Origin of the sequence: Legionella worsleiensis, from assembly GCF_001467535.1 — a bacterium.
Lineage (GTDB): Bacteria > Pseudomonadota > Gammaproteobacteria > Legionellales > Legionellaceae > Legionella > Legionella worsleiensis.
Window position 1 is genome coordinate 98,511 of the sequence record NZ_LNZC01000004.1, and the last position, 21,221, is coordinate 119,731.

The following is a 21,221-nucleotide window of genomic DNA, read 5'->3' on the forward strand; positions in this document are numbered from 1 at the left end:
AAGAATACATTAACTCATCAAGCCATGTACTCAACAAAAAAACCGGCCAAGCGCAAAACACTCAAAAAATCAGATTAAAATAAATAGCAGCGATTTCTATTCGTATTAACTCGAAAATGGGGATTAAGGCGTATATAATCGATCTATTTTGCAGAATAAACAGGTTAATGAATGAATACTCCACTTAGTGACATTGCACATCTGGTTCAGGGAGTTATTATAGGCGATGGGGCAATAACAATATCCTCGTTATCACCCATAGATAATATTACTGCGGGTTCTTTGGTTTTTGCAGAGGGCGAAGACAATATTAAACGAGCAGAGCAATCTGAAGCTGCTGCCATTTTGGTAGGACAGGGAACGAGCAACTCCATTAAGCCATTAATTCAAGTTCCTCATCCCTTTAAAGCCTTTATTCAATTGCTCCACCATTTTAATCCGCCAAAACAATCAACTGCCGGCATTCATCCCACAGCAGTTATCGGTGAAGGAGTTCAACTGGGTAAGGATGTATTTATAGGCCCTTATGTGGTGATCGAATCAGGAAGCAAGATAGGTAATCACTGCGTCCTCAAAAGTCACATACATGTTGGTCATGATGTGGTAATAGAAGACCATACCACCATACATCCGCACGTAACAATATATGACCACACGCAAATAGGTGCTCGAGTCATAATTCATGCGTCAACTGTGATTGGCTCTGATGGCTTTGGCTACACTTTTGCTGATGGACAACACCTGAAAGTGCCTCATTTGGGACGAGTTATTATTGAAAGCGATGTGGAAATTGGCGCCAATACCGCAATAGATAGAGCCACCTTGGGGGCAACCGTAATTGGTCAAGGGACTAAAATCGATAATCTGGTTCAGGTGGCTCATTCTGTCAAACTGGGTAAAAACAACATCTTATGCGGGTTTACCGGAATTGCCGGAAGTACCACCACAGGTAACAACGTCATATTTGCAGCGAATGTCGGTGTCAGCGATCACGTGCGTATTGACGATGGCGTAGTACTCGGGGCACGTACCGGTGTACCGCCAAACAAACATTTAAAAGAGGGCACTGTTTATCTGGGCAGTCCAGCTCGTCCCAAAGATTTGGCAATCAAACATGAATTGTCGGTAAATCGTATTCCTTTAATGCGAAAAAACATCAAAACACTGACTGAGCAGGTCGCATTACTCAATAAACACTTAGCCCCCAAAGAGGCAGAATAACTATGAAAGCCCCGTTAATTCTGATTGATGGATCATCTTATTTTTTTCGGGCATTTCATGCCTTACCTCCTTTAACCAATTCAAAGGGTCAACCCACTGGAGCAATCTATGGGGTAGCCAACATGATAAAAAAACTGATTAAGGACTACCAGCCGGAAGAACTGGCGGTAGTTTTTGATGCCAAGGGAAAAACATTTCGTGATGAGTGGTATCCTGAATACAAAGCCCACAGGCCGCCTATGCCTGTTGAACTTAGTTCTCAATTTCAGCCCCTAATTCAGCTCTTGCAAGCTATGGGTTTGCCTTTGTTGATTGTTGATGGTGTTGAAGCAGACGACGTGATTGGTACCCTGGCTCATCAGGCAACACAGCAAGGAGTGTCAGTTGTCATTTCGACCGGAGATAAAGACATGGCACAATTGGTTAATGAACACGTGTCATTAATCAATACCATGAGCAATTACAGCATGGATATTAACGGTGTTAAAGAAAAATTTGGGGTGGCGCCTGAACAAATTATTGATTATCTAACGCTCATAGGCGACTCGGTAGATAACGTTCCCGGAGTAACCAAATGCGGCCCCAAAACTGCCGTTAAGTGGTTGGAGGAATACAAAACCCTAGATAACCTGATTGAGCATGCCCATGAAATAGGCGGTAAAATTGGCGAACATTTAAGAGCTTGTATCCCGCAATTGCCTTTATCCAAAAAACTGGTGACCATTAAAACTGATGTGCATCTGCCCCTGACTTTAAATGAGTTAAAACCGAAACAGGTGGATAAAGAACAGTTGATCGAACTGACTCGTGACTTGGAGTTCAAAAACTGGCTGAAAGAATTATTGGGGCAAGAGGACACTCAACCAGTCCAAACCAATGAAGCCGCACCTTCCTCGAGTGCATCTTGTGAGATCATCACAACCCAACACCAATTCAATCACTACTTAAACCAATTGGAGCAATGTTCCATTTTTTCTGTAGACACCGAAACCACAGGCCTTGACGTGATGACAGCAGAGCTGGTTGGTATTTCCATGGCTATTGAACATGGAAAAGGGGTATACATACCCTTGATGCATACCGATGGCAGCCCCCAGCTCAATCGTGATGCAGTGCTCACTGCCTTAAAACCCGTTCTGGAATCCCCTGAAATTAAAAAAATTGGCCAAAACATAAAGTATGATTACGGTATTTTTAAAAATCATGGGGTCACCTTACAAGGAATAGCCTACGATACCATGCTGGAATCTTATGTGCTCAACAGCAGCGCCGGACGGCATGATATGGACACGCTGGCTTTAAAATATTTAGGCCATAAAACCATTAGCTTTGAGGATATCGCTGGAAAAGGGGCAAAACAACTGCGATTTGACCAAATACCTGTTGCTACAGCTGGAGTTTATGCAGCAGAAGATGCCGATGTGACATTACAACTGCATCACACCCTATACCCTATGATGGATGAACCACTAAAAGAAGTATTGCAGACCATTGAAATGCCCTTACTCACTGTACTGGCGGATATGGAGCGATATGGTGTTTTAATTGATCCAATAACACTGAAAACGCATGGTAACAGATTAAAAGAACGGATTGGCGAACTGGAAAACGAAGCCTTAAGCTTGGCTGGAAGACCGTTTAACCTAAACTCGCCAAAGCAATTACAGGAAATTTTATTTGATGAACTCAAGTTACCGGTACTGGCCAAAACACCAACCGGACAGCCCTCTACAGCAGAGTCCGTTTTACAGGAGCTGGCTTTTGATTTCAGACTTGCCGCAGTCATTCTGGAATATCGCAGTCTGAGCAAGCTGGTTTCAACCTACATTGATGCCTTGCCCAAAAAGATTAATCCGACCACACACCGTGTGCATACATCTTATAATCAGGCAGTCGCAGCAACTGGACGCTTATCCTCCAGTGAGCCTAATTTACAAAACATACCTATCCGTAGTGAAGAAGGCAGATTAATTCGTAAAGCATTTATTGCCCCCCCGGACTGCGTCATTCTTGCGGCTGATTATTCACAAATTGAATTACGCATCATGGCGCATCTATCACAGGATGCTAATTTACTGAAGGCTTTTGCCAATGGATGGGACATTCATGCAGCAACAGCCAGCGAGATTTTTCAAACACCACTTGATCAGGTGACATCAGAACAAAGAAGAAAATCAAAAGCCGTAAATTTTGGTTTGATTTATGGGATGTCTGCCTTTGGTTTGGCCAAACAACTTGGAGTGGAACGTCAGGATGCCCAGCAGTACATTGATACCTATTTTCATCGTTACCCTGGTGTTCTGGATTATATGGATAGAACTCGAAAACAAGCTCATCAACAAGGTTATGTAGAAACACTATTCGGCAGACGTCTCTATTTGCCCGAAATTAATGCCCGTAATATGATGCGCCAAAAAGCTGCCGAGCGAATGGCAATCAATGCTCCTATGCAAGGTACCGCAGCAGATATCATAAAAAAGACCATGCTTGCCGTTGCACACTGGCAACAGACACAAAGCTCTCCTCCTGCCCGAATGATCATGCAAGTACATGATGAATTGGTTTTTGAGGTTCGCAAAGATGCCGTAGAATCCTGCACGCAAATTATCCATAATCTAATGGAGCATACCGTTGAGTTATCGGTACCCTTGCTGGTTTCTATAGGCACAGGCGCTAATTGGGATGATGCGCACTAACCAAGCCCTTTACGTGCACAGCAACTCCCGAGCAATGGGCATATAATCTTTAAAGGTGAACCTGCGAGAAAAACGTCCTTTTCCCGCAGTTCATTTCTTAAGAATTACGAGAACGCTTTGCAGGTTCTTCTGCAATATCCTCTTCATCACGTAGACGCTTCGCTGAATCGTCACATGCGGATTGAGGTAGTGATAATGACGAGGAAGCACCACTACTTGCGGCAAAGAAAGTGAATGAAGATGAGCCTGTACTGAATTTATTTCTACACAGCTCAAGCAACTCAGGAAAATCAACCAGGTTCCAAAGTCGGGTGACATGGAAGGTTGCACCGGGTTTAAACTCCATACGATTCTTGAGGTGCTCTGTATGACAGGTCAACCATTCTGCCAGATATTTTACAGATAAACGGGCAATAAACGCAGCAAATGCTTCAGATGATATATCCAGACTGCGCAAAACCGCCTGCTGCGCCTCACTGGGCTCATCGATTGCGCTCAAAGCATCCACAAGCTGCTGCATATTTTCTGAGGTAATGCGCTTGATAAAATGTGCTCTTGCAAAGTCACGCAGTTCCTGATCAAGCAATGCGGTACCCAAAGGGCTCAAAAAAGGGTGTCCAATTAGCGAATTAAAAAGACGACTTAAAGTTCCAAGAGGACAGCTTGGCTTATCTCCCTCACCATCGTCATACTGTTCTTGTTTTGCCCCACCATCAGGACGGTACTCATCCCAATTATGTGCTCTGTTGAGGAGGGCAAGCTCTGCGATGAAATGTCCTATACGCCCCTTGTAAGTGTGCCCGTCAGTAGGAGTAGCCGCCTTGTCTTTGTCTTTTGCTGCCATCCAAAATAATGCAATTTCCGGAATAAACCGTTCAAAAGATGAATACCCTAAACCGCAAAATCGATCACCCTCGCTAAAAAAAGCATCCACAGACAACCAGGGGTTGGGCTTTAATAACCAGCGAAGAGCAGTATGAACAGGGTGCAAATAATAGTGTTTTAATGCGGTTTTATATACATCCTCCGCAAGATTAAGGCTTTGAAATTCATCCCAGGTTAACGGTAAGATACAGTCCTTGTTTTCAACAGTGATAACTGCGGGATTTTTCTGATATTTTTTAATCAGAGAGCCACGAAGTTTACGCACCATACGCAGTGCTTTGTTTTGGTTTTGTTTTTTTTCTTCATCTGGAAAATAATGCTCTTTCAAACGAGATAAACGCCCAAGCTCTATTGCAGACAAGCTGCGCATAGACGACTCACTATCCTGTGCAATGGCACGCAGATCCACATGCCCGGCAAGGTCATTTTCATAAAAATTAGCGGCGCGTGCAATAGTAAACACCATAGGTACAGTCATAAGCAGCTCGGCAGCCATTTGATTTCCGTGCCGATAAGCTGCTCGCAAAAGAGCATTTTGCTCATCATGCACATCAGCATGCGCTTGCGCAAGGACACTGGGAATACCGAGTAAAAAGCGAAAATACTCGTGCGATACCTCTGTATTAATTGTTATAAGCGCAATTGCCAGACGTAAAGCAAGGAGAGTATTGCCCTCACTGAGAGTAAATACTTCTGATGGATAATGCACTGCAAAAAACTCAGAGGTCTTACGCCATCCTTCACAACGCTCAAAGATAAAGGGATACAGCACATCACTACACTCATTCCTTTGATCAAAAAGCATCCATTCCAGAAAAATCAGATGCTGCAACAGATGCCAGATCACCTCTGGATATTTTTTGGCGGTAGCAAAAAGATCAAACTCATAACAGGGCGCAATGCCAAAAATTGTTGCAAAATCTTCAAAACCACAAAGACAATCAACAACCATATTCAGTAGATCGTACCCCATAAAACGCTCTAAATAACGCAGAGTAGATATCTGGCCATTTTCTATGGCGCTAAGATAAATATTGGCAAGAATTCGCTCAGGGATTTGGTTTGGTGCGATATGTTTTAATTGTCTTTCCGCATGATGCAGGTTCTCAGGAGCTTGCATTGCCTGAAAATAAGCAAGGCAATTATCTGCCAGAACCGCCGCCTGGATTTGGGTAGCGGTCATATGACGTTCTATCAGGTACACAACCTCATCGTTACGACACAAAAAAGCTTTTGCGTAGGCTGCATAATTTTGTGCCTGTACTGCTGATTGCATAAAACTTAAGGGCATTATTGCAAACAAATAATTCAGTGTCTCAATATGCCCTTTGGCAACCATCTGAATAAATGAGCCAAAGTTATTGTGCGCTAATGACTGTTGCATTTGTTCAAGGGACATAAAATCCTGCAGGTATCTTACGGTCTCGATTTTATTCGACAAAACAGCATTACGCCAAAGGCCAAATTGATTATTAGCAAATACTTCTCTTAACTCATCAGGCAAGACATAGCCTTGCAAATGCGCCACAAGACTCAGATCATCGCCTGAAAGAGCATATCGCAAGGACTGAAAATTAGAGCTTTTAACGGCCTCACGTACCTCGTCATACGCCATAAAACGTTCAAAATAGTGTTGCGCAGCAAGGCCGCCATACTGCATGGCTTGACCATATAACGAGTAATTGTTGTACTTAAGAGCGGTTCGAATTTCATCTTTCTGCAGATACTGTTCAAGAAAAGCAAGGCTCAGTAGACAACCTTTGGCGAAAGCCTGACGATATACAAAATAATCCTCTTTGGTTATACACGTTACTATCTCGTCTTGACTCATATAAGTGGCAATAAATTTCACTACAGCTAGGTTATTATTGAAAACAGCATGTTCAAATTTACGCCAACCATTTGCACTGATTACATCGATCACAGTCCACGGTAAAAGATAAGATTCGAAATGCTTGATTAAGTCTATATGACCATAATATACCGCTGCTTCAAAAGGGTTTTTACTGTCATCAAACATCTCACAGAGTTGTTGTTCTGTCATCTTCGATTCAAGGTACTTTACGGTCTCGAGGTGCGCATTTTCTGCAGCATAGTTACAGGGTAGATAATTGGCATCAGAGTCATAGTTAGAAAGCGCTTCGGACAGTTGTTCAGCACTTAGTGAGCGTTCCATCAATTGCAAAACGTCTGTTTGGCCGCACTCTGCAACTTTTGTGTAGATTTTATAATCCTCTGCGGCAATTGCCTCCTTCCAGACTGAGTCCTCTATAACTTTTTTTAACAACTCAAGTAAGTTGATGTATCCGCCTTTGGCCGCAACACGAAACATTTGAAATTTATTTGCCTGAAATGCGGCATGCCTTTGTGCGGAATTCAAGTGCTGCCCTATATGGTACATGGGCAAAAGGTAGCCGTTTAAAGCGGTCATACGATACGCTTTATAATAATCGGCGGTAACTGCTGCTTTAATTTGATGTGGCAGCATATGCAATTCAAGGTACTGCAATATCTGCAAATATCCATGAGCAGCCGCCTGCTGGTAGCCTTCAAATTGATTTGCTGCAACGGCTCTGTAACGTTCCGCAGGAAGCATGAAATGTTCCAAATAGCGTAAGACATCCAAATGTCCATAAGAAGCCGCTTTGCGGTAGCCCTCAAAACAATTCTCTTTTATTGCTGTGCACATCTGTTCCGGAGTAATCCATTGCTCCAAATAACGCAGCAAATCAACATGCCCCTGCGCCACCGCCTCACGGTAGACTTCACAGGAATTAAAACTAAGAGCAGCTCGAATATCCTCTGGATGCATCCAGTCACTCAAAAACATTAAGGTATCACTATGACCTTGAGCCGCAGCGTTTCTATAGGCCTGAAAGTGATTTATCTGAATCATGGTCTTAAATTGATCCTGAGTTATCCAGAGTTGCGCAAGTTTTAGAATGGCCGTATGGCCGTTGCCGGCAGCATCCAGCAATACGCTGTATTCATCGGCTACGAGAGCGGCGTTCGCATCTTCTGGTGTCATAAAAGCATAGAGATGTTTTACTGTATCTATATGGCCATGAGTGAACGCCTCTTTGAATACTTGAGCACTCTGCAACTCGACAACCTTTCGAGTATCGATAAGCTGATCATACGCCTCAAGGTAGTGCAAGAATTCGAGATGACCATTCACTGCGGCCTCTCTATACACCGCAAAATCGTTACGCTGTAACACCTTGCGCCACTCTTCGTCACTTAAGCATGATTGCAGATACTGCATGGAAGATACAGAACCGTATTTTGCAGCGATAATACAACCAAAAATCCAGAAATGTCGCAACGTTTGGGGATCGATTGTGACATCGGGGTGATTTGTATAACGTTTTAAAACATCCAACCGTCCCATAACCAAAAGTGCATCAAGAACATCCTCGTGATGATCTGCTTTTATAGCCAAAATAAAAGACAAGAGAGCTTCGGTTGCAACATCTTTATAGCGTAACAACATACATAAAATCGCTTTATAAGGATGAGAACTGTTATTCAAGCGTGCGAGTAAATTCGCAGGACTTAAGGCGAAAATCCAAAGATTTTTATGAGCCGTATGACACTGAAATTCATTGCGCCAAAGCGTCCAGGGGATGAGGCGAGCTAGTGGATGAGCGGCATGATGTTTGGGGGTATTAAGATGCAACACCGTCATAATCTAAACCCTTGCAGGCAAAAAAATAAACACTTTAGTCTAAAATGTATCTTTCGTCAACAAATATGGATTAATAACGATCTAATTGATAGATAAAAAACCATTTAATGCAGTTGCTTGAAATGCAAATAATGCTCATCCCCAAAACGTTAAGGGATGATGCACAATCGCCAGTGACTCGTGTTCACAAAGAATTGAACCCTGTTTATGCCGTGCCAATTATAAGAAACAATGCATTTTGCAACCGATTAAAAGTCCAAATCATGCGCTAATAATCGCCGGTGTGCCCTAAAATAAGTTATAGGCGAATGCTCTAAAAGGTCTGATAATTTTTCCATGTAAATACAGGCAAATCGCTCAACCTGATAAGCAAAATAACTTTCTTCTGCTCCAGCACGAAATATCCGTTCCCATTTAGGATTATAAAACTTGGCTTGCTCCTGTAACAGAGTGCTGATTTGTGCGTCTATAGCGGATATCTCAACTTGCGACTCATTAATTTGACGGTCGTATTTGTTTGATGCTTCATCGATACTTTGCGTGCATAAAGTAACATAGTGCTGTTCCAGATTTTTTTTCACCGCCATAAGTTCCACTATTTTTTTCTCAATAGGCAACGCTTTTAACTGGGCAGCTATCTCTTCACCTAATTCATCGACAACCAAAGCTGTTCGCCAATTACAATCTTTCTTTAGTCTTAAGATATCACCGTAAATATGATCTCCTATGTAAAGAATTTCATCACCACCAATGTTTAGATGTTCGGCAAATTTTTTAGCATTACCACCTTGATATATCCCGGGAACCAAAGCACCAGTCACATTGGTCATGGTCGCATTATCAGGATTAACCGCTAAAAATCGCAAGTTATCATAAAAAAAACGCGGTTTATTAGCCAAAGTGATAACGTACTCAAATATATCGCGCCAGGATTCACCCTTGTTCATAAAGGGCGTGATGGCATAATCGAGCAACAATTTGGTATAGCTGTATTCCGAATTGGTTAAAATAAATATTTTTTTTCCATGACGAATAAAATGCCTTAAACCCTCAACTACAGCCTTTTCTTTGATAACGAATCTATCCAAATCATTAATAATAATATTTTTTAAACTGCCATCTGAATGCACCTGATCAACGCAAAATTGCACGTCCAGGGCTATAGTTTGATAATTGGGCATTTCATCAGGAAAAGCATCCTTCAAATCGACTAACTGACCGTATAATACGCAAAAAGCAATTGAAAAGGACGTATCAATAGCCATGTAATTGGGATCACTTAAATCAACATAAGTACTGCGATAAAAAGACTGCTGTTCGTTAAAACGAATTAATTGCGTACCATGATAACTTTGTCTTATAGCACCGTAACGGCTTAACTTTAAGATGTTGCCGTTTCTACTGTCTATTACCAAGCCTCGAATGGCATCGTGGTAATTAAAATGTAAATTTTTAATGGCTTCGGGATAGTGTTTCAGAGCAACTAATCGTTCTTTAATCAACTGATAGACCAATCCTTCAAATTGCTCGGAATGATAGCGAATCAAGGTATGATCCATATCCAGACCAATATACTTGATTTTTTTCATATTGATAATTCGATTAACAAAAACCTTATGTGCATCCATGGAATTCAAAGCCTGTAAAAAGAATGTTTAAATGTAAAGTGCTCTGCTTACTTCAAGTTTTTAATCGCATCAGCACAAGCTACCAGCACTTTATCCGCTAGACGATGGGCAAACACGCCATTTTCAACAACGCCAGTTATCTGGTTAATTGCCTGTTCAAGCATCAGAGGCTCTGTGATGTCCAAATTAAATACGTCGAGAATAATATTGCCATTATCCGTGACAAATCCTTCCCGGTACTCCGGATCGCCACCTAATTTGACTAATTGACGAGCAACAAAGCTGCGCGCCATAGGTATCACTTCAACAGCAACAGGAAATGCGCCCAATTGGGTCACTACTTTAGACTCATCCACGATGCACACAAATTTTTGTGCGACATTGGCAACAATTTTTTCACGAGTCAAGGCACCACCGCCGCCTTTGATCATTTCTCCTCGCTCATTGACCTCATCTGCACCGTCTATATAAACAGGCAAATCATGGACTGCATTTAGATCAACAATAGGAATACCTGCCGCTCGCAGCAAAGACTCGGTTGCCTTGGAACTGGCAACACAAGCATCAATCCGGTGTTTGACCTGAGCCAGCTCCTTGATAAAAAAATTGACCGTAGATCCTGTACCTACGCCAACCACCATATCGTCATCAATAAACGCCATGGCGGCTTTTGCTGCTTTGATTTTTAATTCACTCATCACACACTGCCTTGTTGTCTTTGCCTGATTACTTCGTATAAGGACACCCCAGTAGCCACAGATACATTCAAACTATCCACTGTTCCGGCCATGGGTAAGGAAAAAAGACCATCGCAGTGTTCCCGGGTCAAACGCCTTAAACCTTCGCCTTCGGCGCCAAGCGCTATAGCGACAGTGCCAGTACAATCGATTTGATATAAAGAAGATTCTGCTTCGCCAGCCGCACCATAAATCCAGACGCCCTCTTCCTTGAGTATGTCCATAGCTCTGGCCAGATTGGTTACCCTGACCAAAGGCACCGACTCAGCCGCACCGCAGGCTACCTTGCTGACTACAGGAGTAATACTGGCGCTTTTATCTTTGGGAATCACTACAAAATCAACTCCGGTTGCGTCAGCTGACCGCAAGCAGGCGCCCAGATTATGTGGATCGGTAATGCCATCCAAAATTAATACAAGCCCGGGTTTTTTGCAGGTTTCCAGTAATGACACTAAATCCGATTCATTGTATTCAGGCAAAGGGCGGACTGAGGCGACAAGCCCCTGATGTGTGAACTCGGCAAAACGCTGATTCATTTTCTGTGCGCTTAATTTTTCTATACGAACCTTTGCCTGTTCTGCCTTGTCCAATACGTCCTGTACTCGTCTATCAATTCTGTCCTGACTGACAAAAAGGGTATTAACCACTCGACGTGGATTAGCGAATAAAGCGCTAACCGCATGAACCCCATACACCAACTGCTCACTCATTACTTACATCATCCTCTGCAGGCTCAAAATCAATTTTACGTTCGTCCAAATCAACCCGTGCAACCAATACCGTCATGCTATCACCCAAACGATAAATCTGGCCGCTTCGGGCACCAATTAAACGATGTTTTACGGTATCAAAGGTATAATAATCGTTTTTCAAGGACGTCACGTGTACCAGGCCCTCAACATAGATTTCATCCAGTTCAACAAAAATACCAAAACTGGTCACCGCAGATATTCTTCCTTTGAATACCTGCCCTAATTTATCTTGCATGTATTCGCATTTCAGCCAGGAAACCACTTCACGAGTTGCTTCATCAGCACGGCGTTCAGTCATAGACGAATGTTTACCTAAGCGGTTCATATCGTCATGGGTATAACTGAACTCGTCTACAGGTTGGTTATCAAGCAAATGTCCTATTGCCCGGTGAATTAATAAGTCAGGAAACCGTCTGATTGGCGAAGTAAAATGAGTATAGGCAGAATAAGCCAAACCAAAATGACCTTCATTCGCTTCAACATACTGTGCTTGTTTTAAAGAGCGCAGCATAACCGTTTCTATCAAATGTTTTTCAGGCCTATTGCCTATGGTACTCATGGTACGCTGAAAATCTTTGGGTGTTGGTTTTCGACCACCGCCTAAAGATAAGCCCATTTCACCTAAAAATTGCCGCAGTGCGGTTATTTTATCTTCCTCGGGTGCCGCATGGACTCGATACAAAGTTGGTATTTCGGCTTTTTCCAAAAATCGTGCAGTTGCGACGTTCGCAGCCAACATACATTCTTCTATTAATTTGTGCGCATCATTACGAATAACCGGAACAATACATTTAATTTTTTTATTTTCATCAAATTCGATTTTGGTTTCAGTTGTTTCAAAATCCATAGCCCCACGTAATTTTCGTGTGGTTAATAAAACCTGATACAACTCATAAAGACAACTTAATACAGGCCATACATGCTCATGATGTTCATCGGCTTTTTGCTGTTCGAGCCAGTTACCGACTTGAGTATAAGTCAGCCGAGCCTGAGAATGGATGACCGCCCGGTAAAAACGGGATCGTGCTATTTTACCGTCCGAGCTAATGGACATTTCTGCAACCATACACAGTCTATCAACATGCGGATTCAAGGAGCATAATCCATTGGATAACGCCTCCGGCAACATAGGCACCACTTTTCCTGGAAAATAAACCGAATTACCACGCCTAGATGCCTCTTTATCCAAAGCCGAATCTTGCGCTACATAATTACTGACATCAGCAATAGCGACATACAATTGAAATCCGCCCTTGGGCTTTTTATAACAATACACTGCATCGTCAAAATCTTTGGCATCTTCGCCATCTATAGTCACAAAAGGCAGTTTTCTTAAATCTGTCCTGTTCTTTAGCTGATCTTGAGTGACCTGTTGCGGAATTTTAGCCACTTCGGCCAAAACATCATCCGGCCATTCAAAGGGAATGCCGTGCGCATGAATTGCAACCTGTATTTCCATGCCAGGAGCCATATGCTCACCTAAGACATGGATCACTTTTCCTATAGCCTGTGCTCGTTTATTAGGGTAGGCAATTAATTCGACCAGAACCATTTGTCCGTTTTTAGCACCACCTGCGAATTCCTGGGGAATAGAAATATCCTGAGTCAAACGCTTGCTGTCAGGCAAGACGAAATTGACACCATGCTCAGTAAAAAATCGGCCTACCACCGTTGCATTGGCATGCTCAAGTACTTCATGAATTTTCCCCTCGGGTCTTCCTCGCCTGTCAACGCCAGCCTGATAGGCAAGCACGACGTCACCGTGCATAACGGCTCGCATTTCCTTGGCGGAAAGCACCATGTCCTCGCTTCCTTCATCGGGTATGAAAAAACCAAACCCGTCAGGATGCCCCTGAACCGTCCCCCGGCGTAAATTGATTTTTTGCAAGAGACAAAAGCGGCCTCGTCTGTCTTGCATGATTTGTCCATCACGCAGCATGGCTTTCAAACGAAAACCCAAAGACTCCTGCTTGCTTTCTTGATTAATATGTAATTTGTCAAATAACTGATTTCGTGACATGGGCCTGCCATACTCATCCAGAATTTCCATAATAAATTCTCGACTGGGTATTGGATCAGCATATTTTTCACTTTCCCGTTTAAAAAAGGGATCTTTTGATTTTTTACTCACCTTTCACCATATATAAATTTTATTGTCATAATTATCGCTTACACACCTTTTAGTCTGTTCTACCACTTATCTATAGAACTAGCAAGAACAGAACATTTCTTATACTGGATCCCGATGAGCGAGTACTCTTTTACTTTGCTAAAGGTAATTTAAAACCTCGTCCACCAAGAGCCGCAGTCAAAGCCTGTAAGGACAAGTCTTCACCAGCCCAATACGTGCCATTACTTCCCGCAGGAAGAGTTACGCCTTTCCACTGGCACACAGCAATAGCTCCCTCGCAAGGGATTTGCTGCTCATGACCAGGTCTGGATTCAATACAATTTAACTGAAAAGGAGATTTGTCCAGCGCCAAAGCCGACCAATTATCCGCCTGTAAACGAGTAGTCCATCCTGCGCTGGCTCCTGGATTGGTCACGGGATGAGTTATCCAAAGATCAGCATTGGTTAGATTGTGAATAAATACCAATTTACTGCTCTTTGCTTTTAATAAAACCGACTCTCCCTGAACAGCAACAGGTTGACATCCATTTGGCAAGGTCGATTCTGCGTATAAAAAGGCAGAAGTAAGCATCAAGCAACACGAGAACAATATTCTCATCACCAGCTCCAGAATTAGTGTTCAGGACATGAAAAATCAGCAGTGTTATCCTGAGCATATTTCGTAATAGACGTTACTGCTTCATCAAGAATTATACAGTTATCCTATCATTCTGACCAGCAACAACTTTTTTAGGCGCCAAAGACAGATGTTGCTTTGCAAAACGCAAAAAATATGGTGTTCTATGGAACCAAGTCGGTTGGAGAGATTGCATGAAACCAAGCGCTTGTGCAGCGGATGACGAAATGGCCGCTTCTTAATTCAATATCATGACAATAACATAAGGTTAAAACATTATGCGCATATGGGTTGATGCTGATGCCTGTCCTAAAGTAATCAAAGAAATTTTATTTCGTGCGGCCATGCGCACCCAAACGCCCTTGACCTTAGTTGCAAATGCCTTCCTCACCTATCCCAACTCGCCCTATATTCGGGCGATACGAGTAGAAAAAGGCTTTGACCAGGCAGATCATTATATTGTCAATCATGTCTACCCTCACGATCTGGTGATTACCGCAGATATTCCTCTCGCTGCAGAAGTTGTCGCAAAACACGCTGTGGCCATTAATCCCCGTGGCGAAATTTATACCGCAAACAACATCAAACAGCGGTTAACCCTTAGAGATATGAATGAGCAATTGCGCGCTACCGGAGAGCGTATTGGCGGCCCATCAGCATTAAGCATCAAAGAAAAAACTGCTTTTGCCAATGCACTGGATAAATGCCTTGCCAAAAAATAAATTGGATAATTCACTGAGCTGCTGCAAGCGACAATTTATTTTTGTAATCTTCAAAAACTGGGCAAAGACACGGGCACCATTTACATTAGACAAGGGCAAGAATTCGTTCAGTGATTTTTTGTCCAGTACAAAGTTTCCAGGCAAAGAAAGCTGGATTCACTTCGGCAAATAAGGTTAAACTAATTGAATTTTTATTCAGCAGGATAGATCATGTACCAAGACATCAATCCCTCAACTATCACCACTTTGCATAAAAACAGTATTATTCAATGGAAATCTTCAGGAATAAAACACCAACAGCAGCATTTTTATCTACTGGTTGAAGAAAACCATGCATTTAATTATCAACTATGGCACGCAGAAGATCGGGCTCGTAGAGATGACATGGGTTTTGAATTTGTTTATAAAGCCAAACGTGAAATAGACGCATGCAACCAATCAAGAAACAATCGCATGGAAGCCATGGACGAATGGCTGTATCATTTATTACAACCAGCCAATCCCGATCAATGTCCCGTGAACTCTGAATCACCCGGAATGATAATCGATCGCCTCTCTATACTGGCCCTGAAATCCTATCATATGGCTCTCCAGACGCAGCGCCAGGATGCGAGTGAAGAACATAAAAAACTCTGTGCACAAAAATTAATGACCATACATGCTCAACTGGATCAACTGGCTCTTTGTCTGGGGCAACTTCTTGATCAAGTACAGGCGAAAACACGTACCTTCAGAGTCTATCATCAATTTAAAATGTATAATGACCCTACATTAAACCCAGAACTTTATTCTGCAAACTAGCAGCATAAATTGAAAAATCGTTCTCGCTTTTAATATGGGGAATTGATGGCTTTATCAGTTTTGTTGATATAGAAGGCGTTGATGGCCTGGATGGTGTTGCGGGTCTTTGGGGGGTTGCGGGTCTTGGGGGAGTTGCCGGTTTTGATGCTCTTGGGGATGTTTGGGGTGTTGAAAGTGTTGATGATGGCGTTGGTTTTTTACTAAAAAATCCAATAAGAGATGGAATAGTAAAAATGGATTTCTGGGAATCAGTCAGAGACTTATTACTCTGGCTCGACTCCCTCAAAACCTCGGTTTTGAGCGCAACCTCAGCGTTAAGAGGTTCACGTCCAGACATTCCATCTTTATCAGCCTGTCCTTTTGGTGGACGCCCCAATCCTTTTGCCAAAGCTCTTAGAGCCAGAATAATACTAAAAAATAATGCATTAAATACGGCTAAAACATACATTATCGGCGTGTCTTGATAATGTCCGTGCTCATCCATTTCCTGTAAAGGATTTCCTGCAAAATCGACAAACTTTTGTCCTTTGCCAAACCCTGAAAACAGTGAGCGGAACACTTCGAACCATTCTTGAAAGAAGAACTGTGGGGAAGGGTCAAGATATAAAACGTCCTGTATGGAGTGTTGAAAAGACTCTGGCTCCATGTAATCGCCAGCCCCCCTCAGCAGATGATTTTTCATCTCAATCAAGTCCTTATAAGACTTTTCATCCTCATTTGCTGCGCTGCTCGATTGCTTGTAGGCACGAAACACAGAATGAGCAGCAAAACAGGCCATAAATACCAAACCAAAAACAACACAACTTACGAGTAAAAACGGAGGAAATGAAATACCCATTAACACTAAAAAAGACCCAACGAAAAACAACAAACTTGCTAGAGCACTGTAGGCATATAAACCATTTTTAAGCCCCACAAGTATTGCGGAGAGATATGAACGGCTTGCTTGCTGACTTAACTGCAGCCGCTTTTCCGCAAATCTCTTGATATCAGCATGGACAACCAGTTGCCAGGTTCGTATTGCGGTTATATCATCGAAATTTTTGTTTGCTTTATTCGTCAATGACCACAGTTCGGCAAAACTGGTCTCTAAAAGCTTTGCAGCCACCGCCAATTCGCATCGTGATTGGGCAACGACCAGTTTCATTTGATAATCATATTCTTCATATAACCGAGTAACAATACACGACAAAGTGTATATGCCTGAAATAACAGCCATAGCGGTAAGCAATGGGGATGATAAGGCAGCGAGTCCTAATAACCCGACATAAAGATACAATCCATCGATAAAACCACCGGCACCTACAGCCGCAAGAACTAAAAATCGCTCGGTTAATGACAGCCCTGGCGTGTCTAAGTACGCCTTACTTTCCTCCACAGTGAGTGATCTTAACTTTTTTATTTTCAGCAACTGTCCCGCATTTAGATCCATCAACTTGTTTCGTTTGTCCGTCATAAAACGCAACCAAACTCTATTGGCTGCAGCGAAAACACCCAAAAGCAATCCAATAGGAGTAATCAGGTACTTTAAATCAACATTTCCAATCAAACTGATGGCGACTATGGCACTACGAAATCCTTTATAGGCATTTTTCAATGCTTTCATCACATCGCGAAAATAAGGCCATGCTTTAGCAATTAATTGTTTCATGGCGTCATCTTTTTGATTTTCAAAACGTGCGGCAAAGAAAGAAAATGAAACCAGGAAAACGGATTCAATACATATAGCAATGATGCCTCCGGGAGTCATCATCAGTTCATGCATGGAATCGTTGGTGCCATCGGGAACGAAGACGTCAAAAAAATATTTGAACATACTGTAGGAAGAACTGAGGGAATCGAGGACAGCGTAAGCATGATATATGGTACGGTCTTCGTGGAGCTTTTCTGCAAAAATTCGACTTTGCGCATCGATGCGGCCGGCAATCGCCAGAATGAATACTAAATCTACAGGTTTTATAGTTTGATGTTCATCACTCGTTAGAGACATTAGTGCACTTAAGAGTCATCAGCCAACATAGGGCGGCATTGTATAGATAATTGTCCTTGATGTCAACAAACCCTTCATCCTGAATCAAAAAAATACAAATAAGCACACCAATTTGAGATCTTATCATAATCATCAGAAAAAATTATGAATTTAGGTTAAATTTCTTTAACTAATCCCTTTCACATACTGTGACTTAAGCAACAAACCTGATACGATTATGCGCTTATAAGTACGTATAACCTTGATTGAGGATTAGATGAGATCAATATTTGCTCTCTTTTTATTTATGTCACTGTTGACTGGATCCACTATGGCAAAAAGTGAAGTACAAATTTACGGTTATGTTGAAAAAGCTACCCTGGTAGACAAAAACCTCACTCTTTCAGCAAAATTGGACACTGGCGCAAAATCAGCCTCCTTGAACGCAGTAAACATCACTGAAATCGATGTAAACGGCGTACCTTACTTGCGTTTTACAGTACCTACCAAAAATGGCGATCATGTTTTTGAATGCGAATACATAGGTAAAGTTAAAATTAAAGTCAGAGCCAACGAAGCAAGCCCGGGAGTATTAAAAGCTGCTCCTATCAAGCGTCCAGTAGTCCTTCTCAACGTCAAACTGGGTGATAAGGTCAGAGCCATTCAGGTAAATTTAACAAACAGAAAACACTTTATTTACCCATTACTTCTGGGAAGAGACGCCATTATCGATTTCGATGGGGCAGTTGATCCGGCCCTCACCTTTACTTTGAAATCCAAGAGCGCTTCGTCATAATGAAAAAAAACACTCGACATGTCTACGGCTTGATCCTTACTCTTTTTGTTGTGGGTTCGGGACTATTTTTATACAGGCATTTCGTATTGGACGTTCCTCTTACCGATACTGAAACCATTAACAGCTGGATGGTTGAGTCTAATTTACGCTTTACCGCAGACAATAATACGCCAATAAAAGCCAGTTTTACTATTCCTTATTTACCCCCCCATTTTGCGATTCTTGATGAATATTTTGTTTCCAGAAGCTATGGGGTAACAACCAACTTAAACGGATACAACAGAGAAACTGTTTGGTCTATCAGGCGCAGCCATGGGGCTCAATCGCTCTATTATCGCGCTATTTTTCGCGAAACCGACAGCGATGAGTCCGCTTTGCCCAAGCCTACGGCCATCAAATCCCAACCTCTGGATGAAAGCCAAAAATCCGCAGTTGAAACCATTACCAGCCAGGTAAGGCAATCATCAGCAGATATTCAGACCTTTGCCCAAAGCACCATCAAAGAGCTGAATAAAAAAGACGGTAATGCCAAACTGTTAATTGGCAACGAATTTAGTGATGAATCCATTATCAATGCGACCATTCTTTTACTTAATCAAGCCAAAATCTTTGCAATTCCAGTTAAAGGCATCTATTTAAATCAACAAAGCAAAGCTGAATTAAAATCTTTTCTGGCAGTATTTAATGGCAAAAACTGGGTCTACATTAACCCACGCACAGGCGGAGCAGGATTGCCCAAAGAATTTCTTATCTGGCAATACGGCAATGAACCTCTTTTTAACGTAACTGGCGGCAACAAGGCTCAATTTTCGCTGACGGTTTCACCAACGCCCATTAATGCGCTAAGCGTTGCAAAATCACGAGGGGAACAATCCGATTCCCAGCTTTTACGTTTTTCCCTGCTGCAACTTCCGGTTAATGTCCAGGCTACCTATAAAATTTTGTTAACCGTACCTATTGGCGCTTTTATTATTTTGCTGCTGCGTAATTTTGTTGGCATAAAAACTTTTGGTACCTTTATGCCGGTATTAATCGCTTTGGCATTTAGAGAAACGCACGTCATTTGGGGAATAAGCCTTTTTGTTATTATTGTATCTTTTGGGCTTCTCGCTCGTTTTTATCTGGATCAACTCAAATTACTTCTGGTACCAAGGCTGGCAGCCATTCTGACTGTTGTCATTCTGTTGATGATTTTCATCAGTGTGGTAAGTCAAAATCTTGACCTGGATTCTGGATTATCAGTCGCTCTGTTTCCTATGGTTATTTTAACCATGACCATTGAGCGTATGTGCATTACCTGGGATGAGCGAGGGGCATCTGAAGCCATCAAGTCTGGCGTAGGCAGCCTGTTTGCCGCTGTTTTATCTTATTGGGCAATGAGTTACGAACCCATCCAATATCTTGTATTCGCTTTTCCTGAGCTGCTTTTGATTCTACTGGGCTTTATTTTGTGGTTTGGTCAATACCGAGGTTACAGGTTATCTGAATTAAAGCGTTTTAAAGCACTTGCGAGCACCGTAGAATGATTGGTCTTTTTCGTCGTCTAAAAAAACAAGGTGTTTTAAGCATTAACCAGAGAAATACCGATTTTGTCTTACGCTATAACCCACGAAAATTATTTCCTCTGGTTGACGACAAATTAAAAACGAAAAAACTTGCGTTAAAGGCAGGCATTGCCGTTCCGCCCTTGTATGACATCATCGAAACAGAGCAGCAAATTCGCAATATCGAAGAGCGCTTTTCTCCTTATAATGATTTTGTGGTGAAGCCAGCGAGGGGTTCTGGTGGTGATGGCATTCTGGTTTTTAAAGATAAAGTATACGGACGTTACAGACAAATTAACGGTAAACTAACTACCCATCAGGAATTAAGCTATCATCTCTCTTGTCTTTTATCAGGGGCTTACAGTCTGGGCGGATCATCTGATTATGCCATTATAGAAAAAAGAGTGGTCGTTGACCCGGTATTTGCCGAAGTCAGCTATGAGGGCATTCCTGATATTCGTATCATCACATTATTGGGTTATCCTGCAATGGCTATGGTGCGTCTACCCACCCGTCTTTCAGGTGGAAAAGCAAACCTGCATCAGGGGGCTATAGGCGTTGGAGTGGATATGGCAACAGGTAAAACTCTTGGCGGAGTTTTCCAAAATGATACTATTGACTACCACCCTGATACTTTAAATCCTATAGTCGGTATAGAAGTCCCTTATTGGAATAAAATTCTCGAAATTGCCTCAAGTTGCTATGATTTAACCGGATTAGGCTACCTGGGAGTCGATATTGTATTGGATAAAGATCATGGGCCTTTAATGCTGGAACTCAACGCTCGTCCCGGGTTGAATATTCAAATAGCCAACAGAGAAGGCGGATTAAATCGCTACAGAATCATAGAACACCGTTTCATGGAACACGGTCAAGAATCCATCACCGATAAAGTGGCCTTCTGTCGCTCACAATTTGCACGTTAGCAGAGCCTATCTAGCGGGCATCAAATGCTGCCGCAGTTTTTTTAACTTTCCATCAATGTGTTATAATTTAAAACACCAAGTCAGATATTGTTAAATTAGAGCGGTGCAC

Annotated in this window: 14 protein-coding genes; 7 read left to right on the forward strand and 7 right to left on the reverse strand. The window is 42.3% G+C overall.

Annotated elements, in window-relative coordinates; all coding sequences use genetic code 11:
• Positions 1–171: 171 nt before the first annotated feature.
• On the forward strand, positions 172–1,221 hold the full coding sequence (lpxD, locus tag Lwor_RS03030) for a UDP-3-O-(3-hydroxymyristoyl)glucosamine N-acyltransferase (protein ID WP_058492426.1): 1,050 nt from the start codon (positions 172–174) through the stop codon (positions 1,219–1,221).
• Positions 1,222–1,223: 2 nt separating this feature from the next.
• Positions 1,224–3,917: a DNA polymerase I gene (polA, locus tag Lwor_RS03035; RefSeq protein WP_058492427.1), complete on the forward strand. Its 2,694-nt coding sequence runs from the start codon at positions 1,224–1,226 to the stop codon at positions 3,915–3,917.
• Positions 3,918–4,014: 97 nt separating this feature from the next.
• Here polA and Lwor_RS03040 read toward each other — a convergent pair whose 3' ends face one another.
• From Lwor_RS03040 to Lwor_RS03065, 6 genes are all read right to left on the reverse strand, one after another.
• Positions 4,015–8,490 carry an ankyrin repeat domain-containing protein gene (locus Lwor_RS03040; RefSeq protein ID WP_058492428.1) on the reverse strand — a complete coding sequence of 1,492 codons (4,476 nt, stop codon included), beginning with the start codon at positions 8,488–8,490 and terminating at the stop codon, positions 4,015–4,017.
• Between the two features lie 248 nt (positions 8,491–8,738).
• Positions 8,739–10,118, reverse strand: a complete 1,380-nt coding sequence (locus tag Lwor_RS03045; RefSeq protein WP_058492429.1) for an HAD-IG family 5'-nucleotidase — start codon at positions 10,116–10,118, stop codon at positions 8,739–8,741.
• Between the two features lie 47 nt (positions 10,119–10,165).
• Positions 10,166–10,816, reverse strand: a complete 651-nt coding sequence (rpiA, locus tag Lwor_RS03050; protein WP_058492430.1) for a ribose-5-phosphate isomerase RpiA — start codon at positions 10,814–10,816, stop codon at positions 10,166–10,168.
• A complete protein-coding gene (rlmB, locus tag Lwor_RS03055; protein WP_058492431.1) occupies positions 10,816–11,565 on the reverse strand; it encodes a 23S rRNA (guanosine(2251)-2'-O)-methyltransferase RlmB in 750 nt (249 codons plus the stop codon). Before rlmB ends, rpiA begins: the two co-directional genes overlap by 1 nt.
• Positions 11,558–13,738, reverse strand: a complete 2,181-nt coding sequence (gene rnr / locus Lwor_RS03060) for a ribonuclease R (protein WP_058492432.1) — start codon at positions 13,736–13,738, stop codon at positions 11,558–11,560. Before rnr ends, rlmB begins: the two co-directional genes overlap by 8 nt.
• 130 nt (positions 13,739–13,868) lie before the next feature.
• Positions 13,869–14,336: a hypothetical protein gene (locus Lwor_RS03065; protein ID WP_058492433.1), complete on the reverse strand. Its 468-nt coding sequence runs from the start codon at positions 14,334–14,336 to the stop codon at positions 13,869–13,871.
• Between the two features lie 296 nt (positions 14,337–14,632).
• Here Lwor_RS03065 and Lwor_RS03070 point away from each other — a divergent pair, with 296 nt between their 5' ends.
• Positions 14,633–15,076: a YaiI/YqxD family protein gene (locus Lwor_RS03070; RefSeq protein ID WP_058492434.1), complete on the forward strand. Its 444-nt coding sequence runs from the start codon at positions 14,633–14,635 to the stop codon at positions 15,074–15,076.
• Positions 15,077–15,286: 210 nt separating this feature from the next.
• On the forward strand, positions 15,287–15,877 hold the full coding sequence (locus Lwor_RS03075; protein ID WP_058492435.1) for a DUF4254 domain-containing protein: 591 nt from the start codon (positions 15,287–15,289) through the stop codon (positions 15,875–15,877).
• Here the strand turns inward: Lwor_RS03075 and Lwor_RS03080 are convergent.
• Entirely contained in the window at positions 15,843–17,867 is a 2,025-nt protein-coding gene (locus Lwor_RS03080) for a hypothetical protein (protein WP_058492436.1), read from the reverse strand. The two genes, Lwor_RS03075 and Lwor_RS03080, sit on opposite strands and share 35 nt — an antisense overlap.
• Positions 17,868–18,123: 256 nt before the next feature.
• On the opposite strand from Lwor_RS03080, the gene Lwor_RS03085 reads away from it, so the two are divergent.
• The 3 genes from Lwor_RS03085 to Lwor_RS03095 are packed head-to-tail and all read left to right on the forward strand — an operon-like array spanning position 18,124 to position 21,112.
• Positions 18,124–18,642 (forward strand): ATP-dependent zinc protease family protein, encoded by a 519-nt coding sequence (locus Lwor_RS03085; protein WP_058492437.1) that lies wholly within the window; start codon positions 18,124–18,126, stop codon positions 18,640–18,642.
• The gene (locus Lwor_RS03090) at positions 18,642–20,168 is read left to right on the forward strand and encodes an inactive transglutaminase family protein (RefSeq protein WP_058492438.1); all 1,527 of its coding nucleotides are present in this window, start codon (positions 18,642–18,644) and stop codon (positions 20,166–20,168) included. The genes Lwor_RS03085 and Lwor_RS03090 overlap by 1 nt, the downstream gene beginning before the upstream one ends.
• Entirely contained in the window at positions 20,165–21,112 is a 948-nt protein-coding gene (locus tag Lwor_RS03095) for an alpha-L-glutamate ligase-like protein (RefSeq protein ID WP_058492439.1), read from the forward strand. Before Lwor_RS03090 ends, Lwor_RS03095 begins: the two co-directional genes overlap by 4 nt.
• The last annotated feature ends 109 nt before the right edge of the window (positions 21,113–21,221 follow it).